Source organism: Acidimicrobiales bacterium, assembly GCA_035533595.1.
In the GTDB taxonomy this organism is placed as follows: Bacteria; Actinomycetota; Acidimicrobiia; order Acidimicrobiales; family Bog-793; genus DATLTN01.
In genome coordinates this window covers 1-12,853 of the sequence record DATLTN010000045.1, presented here as the reverse complement: position 1 = coordinate 12,853, position 12,853 = coordinate 1, and the positions used below count along the sequence as shown (strand labels likewise).

General features: G+C 73.7%; 11 protein-coding genes. 10 read left to right on the top strand and 1 reads right to left on the bottom strand.

Annotated features, from left to right (window positions below):
- Positions 1–25 precede the first annotated feature (25 nt).
- The 5 genes from VNF07_08465 (at position 26) to VNF07_08445 (ending at position 7,454) form a co-directional block, all read left to right on the top strand.
- Positions 26–1,201 (top strand): hypothetical protein, encoded by a 1,176-nt coding sequence (locus VNF07_08465; GenBank protein HVB06259.1) that lies wholly within the window; start codon positions 26–28, stop codon positions 1,199–1,201.
- Positions 1,202–1,205: 4 nt separating this feature from the next.
- Entirely contained in the window at positions 1,206–2,351 is a 1,146-nt protein-coding gene (locus VNF07_08460) for an aminotransferase class V-fold PLP-dependent enzyme (protein ID HVB06258.1), read from the top strand.
- A gap of 3 nt (positions 2,352–2,354) precedes the next feature.
- Positions 2,355–3,395, top strand: a complete 1,041-nt coding sequence (mnmA, locus tag VNF07_08455) for a tRNA 2-thiouridine(34) synthase MnmA (GenBank protein ID HVB06257.1) — start codon at positions 2,355–2,357, stop codon at positions 3,393–3,395.
- On the top strand, positions 3,392–5,482 hold the full coding sequence (gene ligA / locus VNF07_08450) for an NAD-dependent DNA ligase LigA (GenBank protein ID HVB06256.1): 2,091 nt from the start codon (positions 3,392–3,394) through the stop codon (positions 5,480–5,482). Before mnmA ends, ligA begins: the two co-directional genes overlap by 4 nt.
- 73 nt (positions 5,483–5,555) lie before the next feature.
- Entirely contained in the window at positions 5,556–7,454 is a 1,899-nt protein-coding gene (locus tag VNF07_08445) for a PASTA domain-containing protein (protein HVB06255.1), read from the top strand.
- A gap of 4 nt (positions 7,455–7,458) precedes the next feature.
- Here VNF07_08445 and VNF07_08440 read toward each other — a convergent pair whose 3' ends face one another.
- Positions 7,459–7,860: an SCP2 sterol-binding domain-containing protein gene (locus VNF07_08440; protein HVB06254.1), complete on the bottom strand. Its 402-nt coding sequence runs from the start codon at positions 7,858–7,860 to the stop codon at positions 7,459–7,461.
- Positions 7,861–7,938: 78 nt separating this feature from the next.
- Here VNF07_08440 and VNF07_08435 point away from each other — a divergent pair, with 78 nt between their 5' ends.
- The 5 genes from VNF07_08435 to VNF07_08415 form a co-directional block, all read left to right on the top strand.
- A complete protein-coding gene (locus tag VNF07_08435) occupies positions 7,939–8,700 on the top strand; it encodes an alpha/beta fold hydrolase (protein HVB06253.1) in 762 nt (253 codons plus the stop codon).
- Complete coding sequence (gatC, locus tag VNF07_08430) at positions 8,700–9,002, top strand: Asp-tRNA(Asn)/Glu-tRNA(Gln) amidotransferase subunit GatC (protein HVB06252.1); 303 nt, start codon at positions 8,700–8,702, stop codon at positions 9,000–9,002. The genes VNF07_08435 and gatC overlap by 1 nt, the downstream gene beginning before the upstream one ends.
- A complete protein-coding gene (gatA, locus tag VNF07_08425; protein ID HVB06251.1) occupies positions 8,999–10,465 on the top strand; it encodes an Asp-tRNA(Asn)/Glu-tRNA(Gln) amidotransferase subunit GatA in 1,467 nt (488 codons plus the stop codon). Before gatC ends, gatA begins: the two co-directional genes overlap by 4 nt.
- Positions 10,462–11,883 carry an Asp-tRNA(Asn)/Glu-tRNA(Gln) amidotransferase subunit GatB gene (gatB, locus tag VNF07_08420; protein ID HVB06250.1) on the top strand — a complete coding sequence of 474 codons (1,422 nt, stop codon included), beginning with the start codon at positions 10,462–10,464 and terminating at the stop codon, positions 11,881–11,883. The genes gatA and gatB overlap by 4 nt, the downstream gene beginning before the upstream one ends.
- Positions 11,884–12,319: 436 nt before the next feature.
- Positions 12,320–12,853 (top strand): hypothetical protein (locus VNF07_08415; protein HVB06249.1); only part of this gene is annotated, 534 nt, incomplete at its 3' end.

Here is a 12,853-nt window from a genome sequence, read left to right as displayed (position 1 = left end):
GGCACCTCCGGTACCCTCGGGTCTCGTGCCCGAGCATCGACCGGCCCGTCGACCGGCGCGCCCGGCGGCACCCGCGACCGGCCCCGCCCGTCGGCAGGCCCCCCGCCGCCGGCAGCGCCTCGCCCGCACGCTCACGCTCGTCTTCGCGGTCGCGCTCGTCGCCGCGCTGGCGCTCGTGCTGCCGAGGCTGCACCACGAGCCGAAGGCGGGGGGAGTCGCGGTGACGGCCTCCCGGCCGCACTTCACCGCGGGCGTCGTGAGCTGCACCTTCACCGACGGTGCGCGCAGGACGGCGAACTACCTCACCGGGGTGAGCACCGCGGGGCGGGTCATCCCGACCGAGATCCGCTACCCGACGACCTCGGGGAGCCCCGGTCTCGCCGAGACAGCGGGCGCGCACCCGGCGATCCGTCACGGCCCCTATCCGCTGATCGTCTTCGCCGAGGGCTACGCGGTGACGCCGGCGACCTACGCGAAGCTCCTCGACCGCTGGGTGCGCGCCGGCTTCGTCGTCGCCGCACCGCGTTTCCCCGACACCGACGCCGCCGCCGTCGCCGCCCAGCACAACGTCGACACCGAGGGCGACGACGTGAACCAGCCCGCCGACACGGGCTTCGTGACCCGCACCATCGAGGCCGAGGCGAGCGAACCGGCGAGCGCCTGCGGGGTCCTGCACCGCCTGCTCATCCCCAACGAGGTGGCGCTCGCCGGGCAGTCCGACGGCGCCGAGACCGTCGCCGGCCTCGCCTACGACGCCCACTACGCGGAGGCCGGCCTGCACTTCACCGCCGTCGTCGCCCTCTCGGGACAGGCCTTCGGCGCCGAGTCGAGCAGCGGCCCCGACCCCTACCTCGCGGGCCCGCCGCTGCTCGTCACCCAGAGCGCGACCGACACCTGCAACCCGCCGCAACTCTCCACCCAGCTCTACTCGCTCGTCCACCAGAGCGCGAAATGGTTCCTCGAGCTGCGCTCGGCCTACCACCTGCCCCCCTACTCGGGGAGCGACCCGACGGCCTTTTCCGCGGTGGCCTCGGTGACGACCCGCTTCTTCTCCCTCGAGTTCGCGCACGGCACCCCCGGCCAGGGCTTCCTCGCGTACGGCGACCGCTCCCCCCCGGTCGCGACGCTCTCGACCGGCGCCTCGCCGCCGACCATCAAGCCGCTGACGGGGAGCGCCGCGAGCTGCTACCTCCATTACTGAGCCGATGACGTCGCTCTGCTACCTCGACCACGCGGCGACCACGCCGCTTCACCCCGAGGCGCTCGCCGCGATGCTCCCCTTCCTCGGCGCCGAGTTCGCCAACCCCTCGAGCAGCCACCGCGCCGCCCGGCAGGTCCGCAGCGCAGTCGACGAGGCGCGCGAGCAGCTCGCCGAGCTCTTCGGCTGTGCCGCGTCGGAGGTGGTCTTCACCTCGGGCGGCACCGAGGCGGACAACCTCGCGGTGAAGGGCGCCGCGGCGGCCCGCGCCGGGGCGGTCGTCGTGAGCGCGGTCGAGCACCACGCGGTGCTCGGCGCCGCGGCCCGCGTCGGCGCCACGACGGCACCCGTCGACGGCGACGGCCTCGTCGACCCCGCCGAGGTCGCCGCCCTCCTCGGCCCCGACGGCGTGCTGTGCTCGGTGATGGCGGTGAACAACGAGACCGGGGTCGTCCAGCCGGTCGCCGACGTGGCCGAGGCGGTGCATGACCGCGCGCCGCGGGCGCTCGTCCACTGCGACGCGGTGCAGGCCTTCCCGCTGCTCCCGCTGCAGCGGCTCGGCGCCCCCGACCTCGTCAGCTTCTCGGCCCACAAGTTCGGCGGACCGAAGGGCGTTGGCGTGCTCGTCGTGCGCGAGGGGGCCCGTGAGCGCCTCCGCCCGCTCATCGACGGCGGCAGCCAGGAGGACTCGCTGCGCGCCGGGACCGAGAACGTCGCGGGCATCGTCGGGATGGCCGTGGCGGCGCGCCTCGCGGCGGCGACCGCCGCGCCGGCGGCGCTCGCGGCGCTTCGCGACGACCTCGGTGCCGCGGTGCGCGGCACGGTCGCGGGTGTCACCGAGACCGGCAGCCAGGTGGAGCGCGTCGCCTCGATCTGCCACCTCGTCTTCGCCGACGCGGAGGCCGAGGAGCTGCTGCTGCTGCTCGACGAGGAGGGGGTCGCGGCCTCCGCGGGGGCGGCCTGCGCGGCGGGCGCGATCGAGGCGAGCCACGTGTTGCTCGCGATGGGGCGCTCCACCGAGGAGGCGCGCCGGGCGGTGCGCTTCAGCCTCGGCGCGGCGACGACGCGGGCCGACATCGAGCGCGCCGCCGCCGCCGTCGGCCGCGCGCACCGCCGTCTCACCCGCGGTGTCGGCGCGGCGGGGGAGAATTGAGCGATGCGGGTGCTCGTGGCGATGTCCGGTGGGGTCGACTCCTCCCTCGCCGCGGCGCGCCTCGTCGAGGAGGGCCACGACGTCGTCGGCGCGACCTTGAAGCTGTGGGGCGGCGCGGGTGACTCGGGCTGCTGCTCGCTCGCCGACGTCATCGACGCCCGCCGCGTCGCCGACCACCTCGGGATCGCGCACCACGTCTTCAACTACGAGGAGCTCTTCGAGCGCGAGGTCGTCGCGCCCTACGTCGCCGCGCACGCTGAGGGCCGGACGCCGAACCCCTGCGTCGAGTGCAACCGCAGCCTGAAGTTCGGGGCGCTCGAGGCCCGCGCCGAGCGCCTCGGCTTCGACGCGGTGGCCACCGGTCACCACGCCCGGGTCGAGCACGGCGCCGGCGCACCGGCGCTGCGGCGGGGGGTCGACCGGGCCAAGGACCAGTCCTACGTGCTCGCCGTCCTCGGCGCCGAGCAGCTCGCAAGGGCGCGCTTCCCGATCGGGGAGCTCACCAAGGCCGAGGTGCGCAGCGAGGCGCGCCGGCGGGCGCTGCGCACCGCCGACAAGCCCGACAGTCAGGACGTCTGCTTCATCTCCGCGACCCTCGGTGGTCGCAGCTCCTTCCTCGGGGGACGGATCCCGCTGCACGCAGCGGCCGTCGTCTCGAGCAGCGGTGAGGCGCTCGGCGAGGTCGCGGAGATTGAGCTCCTCACCGTCGGCCAGCGCCGCGGCGTCGGCGTCGCGACCGGGGAGCGCCGCTACGTGCTCGAACTCGACGTGGCGGCGCGACGGGTGACCCTCGGCACCCCCGACGAGCTGCAGGCGAGCGTGCTCGGCCTCGAGCGCCGGAGCTGGACCGGCGAGGAGCTCCCCCCCGGAGCCGCCGTCGAGGTGCAGGCGAGCGCGCACGGCGCCACCCGCCCGGCGCGGCTCACCGGCGAGGGGCTGGCCTTCGACGAGCCGGTCCGGCGGGTCGCGCCCGGCCAGCTGGTCGCCCTCTACCAGGGAGACCGCGTCGTGGGCTCCGGCATTGCCGGGCAGGCGCCGGGGTGAGCGCGACAGCCGACGACGAGGAGGTCGCGGCGAGGCTGAAGAGCCTGCGGGACCTCGTCGCCTACCACGCCGCCCGCTACCACCGCGACGACGACCCCGAGATCGCCGACGCCGAGTACGACGCGCTCGTCCGCGAGCTCGTCGCCCTCGAGGAGGCCAACCCCGCGCTCGTGATGGCCGACTCGCCGAGCGCGCAGGTGGGCGCGGCCCCCTCGTCGCTGTTCGCACCGGTGGTGCACCGGGTGCCGATGATGAGCCTCGACAACGTCTTCTCCCCCGACGAGCTCCTGCAGTGGGGTCAGCGACTGGAGCGCGTCATCGAGCGCTCCGGCGCCCCCGCCTCGCCGCTGCGCTTCGTCGGGGAGCCGAAGATCGACGGCCTGGCGATATCGCTCCGCTACGAGGCGGGGGCGCTCGTCTCGGCGGCGACGCGCGGCGACGGGCGCGTCGGCGAGGACGTCACCGACAACGTGCGCACGATCGCCTCGGTCCCCGCGCACCTCGCCCTCACGGCCGAGGAGTGTCCCGACGTCCTCGAGGTGCGCGGCGAGGTCTACCTCCCGATCTCGGCCTTCGAGGAGCTGAACCGCCGACAGGCCGAGGCGGGCCTGCGGCTGTTCGTCAACCCCCGCAACTCCGCCGCCGGCTCGCTCCGCCAGAAGGACCCCTCGGTGACCGCCTCCCGGCCCCTCGGCTTCTTCGCCTACCAGTTGGGCGAGCACTCCGGTGGGGCCGGCGGCCCGGACGGCGCGGCGCTCTCCAGCCACCACGAGAGCCTCGAGCTCCTCAGACGCTGCGGCTTCCAGGTGAACGACCTCGTGCGCGTCTTCGACGGCCTGGAGGGGGTCGCCGCCTTCTGCGAGGGCCTCGAGGAGCGCCGGCACGACCTCGACTACGAGATCGACGGCGCGGTGGTGAAGCTCGACGACCTCGCGCTGCGGCGCGCCGCGGGTGCCACCAGCCACGCCCCGCGCTGGGCGATCGCCTACAAGTTCCCCCCCGAGGAGCGCACCACCCTGCTCGAGGAGATCATGGTCTCGATCGGGCGCACCGGGCGGGCGACGCCCTTCGCGCGCATGACCCCCGTCTTCGTCGGCGGCTCGACCGTCGGGCTGGCGAGCCTGCACAACGAGGACCAGGTGCACCTGAAGGACGTGCGCCCCGGCGACACCGTGATCGTGAGGAAGGCGGGCGACGTCATCCCCGAGGTCGTCGCCCCCGTCCTCGCGCAGCGCCCGAAGGCGAGCCGCCCCTGGCGCTTCCCGTCGACCTGCCCGGCCTGCGGCGCCGAGCTCGTTCGCCTGGAGGGCGAGAGCGACACCTACTGCGTGAACGCCGAGTGCCCCGCGCAGCGGGTGCAACGCATCGTGCACTTCGCCTCGCGGGGGGCGATGGACATCGAGGGCCTCGGGGAGAGCCGCGTCGAGCTCTTCGTCACCGGCGCGTTGGTGCGCGACGTCGCCGACCTCTACCTCCTCGAGCAGGCGACGGTGCAGGGCCTCGAGGGCTTCGCCGAGCTCTCGGCGCGCAACCTCCTTGAGGCGATCGAGCGCTCCAAGCAGCGGGGCCTCGCCCGCCTGCTCGTCGCGCTCTCCATCCGCCACGTCGGCCCGACCGTCGCCGCCGCGCTGGCGGGTGAGTTCGCCGACCTCGACGAGCTGCGCGCCGCGCCCCTCGAGCGGCTCGCGGCGATCGAGGGCGTCGGCGGGATCATCGCCGCGAGCGTCGTCGCCTTCTTCGCCGAGGAGCCGAACCAGCTCGTCGTCGAGAGGCTCGCCGCGGCGGGGGTCTCCCTCGCCGCGGACCGCCCAGAGGACTCGGGGCGCGTCGCGAAGGTGCTCGCCGGCAAGTCGATCGTGGTGAGCGGAAGCCTCGAGGGCTTCAGCCGCGAGGAGGCGGAGGCGGCGATCACGGGCAGGGGCGGCAAGTCGCCGGGCTCGGTCTCGGCGCGCACCTACGCGCTCGTCGTCGGTGCCGACCCCGGAGCCGCGAAGCTCACCAAGGCCGAGGCGCTAGGGATCCCGATCCTCGACGAGGCCGCGTTCCTCGCACTGCTCGAGCACGGGGAGCTGCCCGGAGGGGGCTGAACGCCCCGCTCTGTGCAACAAGAGTAACGCCTATCACTTTGTCCACAGCCCCGCGGTAGCATTGCGGCGGCCTATGTCGACCATCACGGACCAGCTCGGCCGGGTCCTCGCCGGCCGCTACCGCCTAGACGGCGCGCTCGGCACGGGAGCCTCGGCGCACGTCTACCGGGCGACCGACCTTCGTCTCGGGCGCGTCGTGGCGCTGAAGCTCCTCCATCCCGGGCTCGGTGGCGACGAGGCCTTCCTCCGCCGCTTCCGCGCCGAGGCGCAGGCCGTCGCGGCGCTGAGCCACGCCAACCTCGTCCGTCTCTACGACTGGGGGTGGGAGGAGGGCGAGCCCTTCCTCGTGCTCGAGTACCTCCCCGGCGGCAGCCTCCGTGACCTCCTCGACGACGGCCTGCTGCTCAGCCCCGCCCAGGCGGCCGAGGTGGGCGCCGCGGCGGCGCGCGGCCTCGCGCACGCGCACCGCCGGGGCCTCGTGCACCGCGACGTGAAGCCCGCCAACCTCCTCTTCGACGAGGAGGGGGTCGTCCGGGTCGCCGACTTCGGCCTCGCCCGCGCCCTCGCCGACGCGGCGTGGACCGAGCCCGCCGGCGCGGTGCTCGGCACCGCCCGCTACGCCTCCTCGGAGCAGGCCGAGGGCAAGGCGCTCGACGGCCGCTCGGACGTCTACTCGCTCGCCCTCGTCCTCTACGAGGCGGTCACCGGCGACGTCCCCTTTCGCGGCGACAGCACCCTCGGCACGTTGCGCGCCCGCGTCGGCGCGCGCCTCCCCCCGGCGGCCGGCCTCGGCCCCCTCTACCCCCTGCTCGCGCAGGCGACGATCTCGGACCCGCTCGCCCGCCTCGACGCGGCCGAGCTCGCGGTGGAGTTCGACACCCTGCTCATCGGCCTCGGCCGGCCGCCGCGGCTGCCGGTCCGCGAGGCGACCACGACGAGCGCGCTGCCGCGGCCGGCGCGGCTGCACGCCCCCGCGACGGGCACACTCACGGGGGTCGGGCCCCGTCCCGTGCTCTACGACCTCGACGACCGCACCGAGCACGGCTTCGCGCCCGCCGCGGGTCGCGGCGGCGCGGAGCCCGCCCTCCGCCACCGCCACTGGGGGCGGCGGGCGCTCGCCCTCGTCGTGGCGCTCGCGCTGCTCGCCGGCGGTGCCTTCTTCGTGCGCCGCGACGTGCTCTACAACCACGTCGTCCCCGCCCTCGCCGGCCTCCCGCTCCCCGCGGCCACGACCCGCGCGACGAGCGCGGGGCTCCGTCTGCACGTCACCGGCAAGGCGTACTCGCCGACGGTCGCCGCCGGCGAGGTGCTCTCGCTGCGGCCGGGTGCGGGGGCGCGCCTCGGCAAGGGGGCGGTCGTCGACGTCGCCCTCTCGGCGGGGCCCCGCCCCGTCGCCGTCCCGCTCGTCGAGTCCAAGCCGGCCGCCACCGCCGAGCAGGCGGTGACCGCCGCTCACTTCGTGCCGGTGGTCGCACACGCGTACTCCGAGACGGTGACGAAGGGCATCGTCATCGTGCAGAGCCCCGCCAAGGGGAGCCGCGTCCCGGGCCACAGCGTCCGTCTCGTCGTCTCCCTCGGCCCGAGCCCGCGCACCATCCCCCAGCTCGGCGGTGACACCTGGGCGGCGGCCAAGCAGGCGCTCACGGCACTGCGCCTCGTGCCGGTGATGAGCCGCGACTACTCCTCGACGGTGGCGCGCAACGAGGTGATCTCGACCACGCCGGCGGAGGGGAGCGGCGGGGTGCCCGTCGGCGCCACCGTGCAGGTGCTCGTGAGCAAGGGGCCGCAGCTCGTCACGGTCCCCCCGGTCGTCGGCGACTCCATCTCCGACGCGGTGGCCACGCTGCAGGCCGCGGGCCTGAACGTCAACGAGGTCGTCGGACCGCCCTTCGCGACCCAGGCGACGACCACCGACCCGGCGCCGGGGAGCCAGGTCAACCCGGGGAGCGCGATCACCCTCTACGCCGCCTGAGCGCTCAGGCGGTGATCTCCCGCACCGCGTCGGCGAGCGCCTGCTGGCGCTCGTTCGGCGGCGTCGCCTGGTAGGTGAGGAGCTTGGTCATGTCCCCCTCGACCCGTACCTTGCCGGCCATGAAGGCGCTCATCGCCGCCTCCGCGTCCTGGTCGACGAGGACCCGCTTGGCCGTCTCGTAGTCGAGCAGCACGCGCACGTCGGCGCGCTCGAGGTGGCCGAGGTCGATGTCGAGGGCGCCGGAGGTGGTGTCGAGGTGGGCGTCGAGGGTCCCCTCGCCGAAGGGGACCTCCTCGACGACGAGGTTCATCTGCAGCGTCACCGTCGCCGGCTCCTCGCCGGCGTCTGCCTGCAGCGCCTTCGCAGCGGCGATCCATTCCAGGCTCAAGAACACGTAGCGCGCCACCGTCGTCCCCGTTTCCTCGCGTCCAGACCGACACTAACGGCGCCCGGCGCCCCGACCCGGGCTGGGTAGATTGAGCAGATGGTGGCCGAGGGCGACGAGGACGAGGCGAGCCGCGCCTTCTCGGCGACGAACGGAGTCGACGGCGTCCTCGTGCTGCACGGCTTCACCGGCTCTCCCCGCTCGATGCGCCCCCTCGCCGAGGCCTTCGCGAACGCGGGCTTCCGCGTCGAGCTGCCGGTCCTCCCCGGCCACGGGACGACCCCCGCGGAGCTCGCCGAGACGAGCTATTCAGACTGGGTGCAGGCCGCCGACGAGGAGTTCCTCGCCCTCGCCTCGGCGTGTGAGCGGGTGATCGTCGCCGGCCTCTCGATGGGGGGCGCGCTCGCCTGCGAGCTCGCCGCCCGCCACCCCGAGGTCGCCGGGATCATCCTCGTCAACCCCTTCGTCGAGCCCCCGGCGGCGAGCTTCCTCGCCCTCCTCGGCCAGGCGCTCGCCACCGGGCAGCGGTCGTTCCCGAGCATCGGCTCGGACATCGCCCGTGCGGGCCCCTCCGGTGGCGGCTACGACGAGACCCCCATCGCCCCGCTCCTCTCTCTGGCCGAGGCGCTGCAGGACTTCGCCGGCCGCCTCGGCGAGGTCACCTGCCCGGTGCTGCTGTTCAGCTCGCGCGTCGACCACGTCGTCCCTCCCTCGGGCGGTGACTTTGTCGAGGGTCACGTCGCCGGCCCCTTCGAACGGGTCTTCCTCGAGCACAGCTTCCACGTCGCCACGCTCGACGAGGACGCCTCCGAGCTCGAGGCGCGGGCGGTGGCCTTCGCGCAGAAGGTGACGGCCGCCTGATGGCCGAGCACCTCGGCCGCGAGGAGGTCACGCACATCGCTTCGCTGGCGCGCCTCGCGCTCTCCGAGGAGGAGCTCGTGACCTTCGCGGAGCAGCTCTCCGCCGTCCTTGACCACGTCGACGCGCTCCGCGAGCTCGACATCGCCGATCTTCCGCCGATGCACCACCCGCTCCCCCTGCAGAACGTCCTGCGCCCCGACGAGGTCGGCCCCTCGCTCGACCGCGACGAGGTGCTCGCGGCAGCGCCGGCCGCGGAGCGGGGACGCTTCCGGGTGCCGCGCATCCTCGCGGAGGAGCCGTGAGCGCGCCGAGCTCGCAGGCGCTCGCGATCGCCGCGGAGGTGCGCGCCGGGAGCCGCAGCGCGCGCGCCGTCGCCGAGGAGGCGCTCGCCGCCGTCGCGGCGCGCGAGGAGGAGCTCCACTGCTTCAACGAGGTGACCGCGGAGCGGGCGCTCGCCGAGGCGGAGGCGGTCGACGCCCGCGTCGCCGCCGGCGAGGACCCCGGCCCCCTCGCCGGGGTGCCGATCGCGCTGAAGGACAACCTCTGCACGCGCGGCGTCGCGACCACCTGCTCGTCCCGCATCCTCGAGGGGTGGCTCCCGCCGTACGACGCGACCGTCGTGCAGCGGGTGCGCGCCGCGGGCGCCGTCGTCGTCGGCAAGACCAACCTCGACGAGTTCGCGATGGGCTCCTCGACGGAGAACTCCGCCTTCGGGCCGACCCGCAACCCCTGGGACACGAGCCGCGTCCCGGGCGGCTCGTCGGGGGGCTCGGCCGCGGCGGTGGCCGCCGGCCTCGTGCCGCTCGCCCTCGGCTCGGACACCGGCGGGTCGATCCGCCAGCCCGCCTCGCTCTGCGGGGTCGTCGGGATGAAGCCGACCTACGGCCTCGTGAGCCGCTACGGCCTCGTCGCCTTCGCCAGCTCGCTCGACCAGATCGGCCCCTTCGCCTGCACCGTCGCCGACGCGGCGTCCCTCCTCGAGGTGATCGCCGGCCACGACAAGATGGACTCCACCTCGCTGCCCGCGCCGGCGCCCACGATCGTCGGCGGCCTCTCTGCCGGCGTCGGCGGCCTGCGGGTGGGCGTGATCTCGGACTTCCTCCCCGACGCGAGCCCCCGCACGCAGGCCGCGCTGCGCCGGGCGGCCGAGTCCCTCGCCGCGGCGGGGGCCGAGGTGGCCGAGGTCGCCCTCCCCGAGCTGATGAACGGCCTCGCCGCCTACTACCTCATCGCCCCGGCGGAGGCCTCCTCCAACCTCTCCCGCTACGACGGCGTCCGCTACGGCCTGCGCGTCGACGCGCCGGGCGTCGAGGAGATGAACGCCCGCACCCGCGCCGCCGGCTTCGGGCCGGAGGTGAAGCGCCGCATCATGCTCGGCACCTACGTCCTCTCCGCCGGCTACTGCGACGCCTACTACTCCCAGGCGCAGCGGGTGCGGACGCTCGTCTCGCGCGCCTTCAGCGCCGCCTACGAGCGCTTCGACGTCCTCCTCGCCCCGACGGCGCCCTCGGTCGCCTTCGCCTTCGGCGAGAAGACCGCGGACCCCCTGCAGATGTACCTCTCGGACCTCTACACGATCCCCTCCAACCTGGCCGGCCACCCGGCGGTGAGCGTCCCGTACGCGCTCGGCGAGGAGGAGCTCCCGGTCGGCGTGCAGGTGCTCGGCCCCGCGCTCTCCGAGGCGACCCTCTTCCGCGCCGCCGCGGCGCTCGAGGAGGCGGCCGACCCGGCGGCGCGCGGCCCGGTCGCGGTCGGGGCGCGATGAACAGCGACTGGGAGCTCGTCGTCGGCCTCGAGGTTCACTGCGAGTTGCAGACGCTGACCAAGCTCTTCTGCTCCTGCCCGAACGCCTTCGGGGACGAGCCGAACACCAACATCTGCCCCGTCTGCCTCGGCCTGCCGGGTTCGCTCCCGGTGCTGAACGCGCGCGCCGTCGAGTACGCGATGTGCATCGGCCTCGCGCTCGGCTGCCGGGTGGTGCCCTCGATCTTCCACCGGAAGAACTACTTCTATCCCGACATGCCGAAGGACTACCAGGTCAGCCAGTACGACATTCCGATCAACATCGACGGCCGGATCGAGCTCCCCGACGGCTCCGTGGTCGGCATCGTGCGCGCACACATCGAGGAGGACACGGGCAAGTCCACCCACGTCGGCGGCGGCGGGCGGATCCACGGCGCCGACTACTCGCTCGTCGACTACAACCGCGCCGGCGTCCCGCTCGTCGAGATCGTCTCCGCCCCCGACCTGCGCAGCTCCGAGGGGGCGCGCGCCTACGTGAGCGAGCTGCGCTCGATCCTCGTCGCGACCGGCGCCTCCGACGGACGGATGGAGGAGGGCTCGCTGCGCGTCGACGCCAACGTCTCGGTCCGCCCCGCCGGGACGGAGGCCTTCGGCACGCGCTGTGAGGTCAAGAACCTCAACTCGCTGCGCTCGCTCGGCCTGGCGATCGAGCACGAGGCCGAGCGCCAGATCGCCCTCATCACCTCCGGCGGGCGGGTGAAGCAGGAGACGCGTCACTGGAACGAGGCGGAGCAGATGACGCACTCGTTGCGCTCCAAGGAGGACGCGGACGACTACCGCTACTTCCCCGAGCCCGACCTCGTTCCCCTCGTCCCGACGACCGGGGAGATCGAGGCGCTGCGGGCGGCGCTGCCACTGTTGCCGGCGGCCCGGCGGGCTCGGCTGCGCGAGCGCCTCCCCGGGGCGGACGCCGATCAGGTCGTCACAGTCGTGAACCTGGCCCTCGACGACCTCGTCGTGGCGGCGATCGACGGGGGGGCCGACGGTCGCCTGGCGCTCGCTCGCGCGGCCAATGAGGCGGCGGCGCACCCCGACAAAGCGCGGGCGCTCCCCGCCGCGTCCTTCGCCGAGCTGATCGGGCTCGAGCACAGCGGGCAGCTCGGCGCGACCCAGGCGAAAGCGGTCCTCGCCGAGCTCCTCGAGTCCGGGGGTTCGCCGACGGAGGTCGTAGAGCGGCTTGGAATCGTGAGCCTCGGCGCCGATGCTCTCGACGGTGAGGTCGACGCGGTGATCGCTGAGAACCCCGCCGAGTGGGCCCGTTACCAGGAAGGTGATCTGAAGGTCGCGCAGTTCCTCCTCGGCCAGGTGATGCGGCGCACCAAGGGCCAGGCCAACGGCAAGCTCGTCGCCGAGGCCTTCGAGGCACGAAAGGCCCGCTGAGCGCCCCACCCCGACCGGGATGGTCGATGACGGCCGGCAGTGACTGCGCCCGAGTCCGCGGACCGTCGTTGCGCGCCGCCCTGTGCTCGCACGGCCCGGCCGGTCGGCATGCACGTGTGGCCGAATGACCCCTCGTCGGCGCTTCGATCGGGTGAGCCGAGCTCGCCAGGATTACAGGTGTAACGGCGCATGGGGGCGAGTCTGGGTGATCGATCGACCGCGTGTTCTGGGACACGCGATGAAGCGCGGAACGCCGAATCCGGCGCCGCCGACCTGTCGGCTCAGAGGGTTTTGGCCGAGCATTCGGTGCGGCCCCGTCCCGTACTGGGATAGTCGGCCCCAGATCAGGCCTATGTCCGAACATGAGCGTGGAAGTTCTCGTTATGCGGGCTGCGGATTTGAGCCAGGTCCCAGGCGGTGTGCCGTAGGACCAACGATGACCGCTTCGCAACGCGCGCCGTCGGGTGTCGGGACTACTGTTCGCTTCGCTTCGCTCCGACTTCGACAGATTGCGACAGCCATAATGCAGCTTCGGTCGCAGAGAATGCTCTCTTCCCAGCGGCGCGAGCCTCTGTGGCGTCGTGAGCCCGATGCGAACGGACTGGCCGCGTCGCGGTTCGTCAGAGATGGGGTCCTCTCGAACCTGGCGCCAGCACAGGTGATCCAGCGCCTACAGCGGAGCGCGGGCAACCAGGCCGTCACCACGGCTCTTGCGGCAAACCAAATGATCGCCGTTCAGCCTCTGAGCCTCTTCGGAAAGAAGAAGGCCAGCAACGAGGACATCTTCGAACCTCACAGCGGCAACCTGTCCGACAATCAGGCCACGTTGTTGAGCGAGATGATGAGCGATCCCCTCCGGTATCCAAAAGCTTGGGGCCTCTTCAAGCAGTTCGCCGGAAAGGAGTTCTCGACGGAGAACACGACCTTCCACGAGGAGTACTACAGGTCCCAGGCTCAGGGTGGCGGCGGG

What these genes read in the sequence shown, in the direction of transcription:
- VNF07_08460 (HVB06258.1), top strand. Translation starts at nt 1,206, where the DNA reads ATGACGTCGCTCTGCTACCTCGACCACGCGGCGACCACGCCGCTTCAC.
- mnmA (HVB06257.1), top strand. Translation starts at nt 2,355, where the DNA reads ATGCGGGTGCTCGTGGCGATGTCCGGTGGGGTCGACTCCTCCCTCGCC.
- VNF07_08445 (HVB06255.1), top strand. Translation starts at nt 5,556, where the DNA reads ATGTCGACCATCACGGACCAGCTCGGCCGGGTCCTCGCCGGCCGCTAC.
- VNF07_08435 (HVB06253.1), top strand. Translation starts at nt 7,939, where the DNA reads ATGGTGGCCGAGGGCGACGAGGACGAGGCGAGCCGCGCCTTCTCGGCG.
- gatC (HVB06252.1), top strand. Translation starts at nt 8,700, where the DNA reads ATGGCCGAGCACCTCGGCCGCGAGGAGGTCACGCACATCGCTTCGCTG.
- gatB (HVB06250.1), top strand. Translation starts at nt 10,462, where the DNA reads ATGAACAGCGACTGGGAGCTCGTCGTCGGCCTCGAGGTTCACTGCGAG.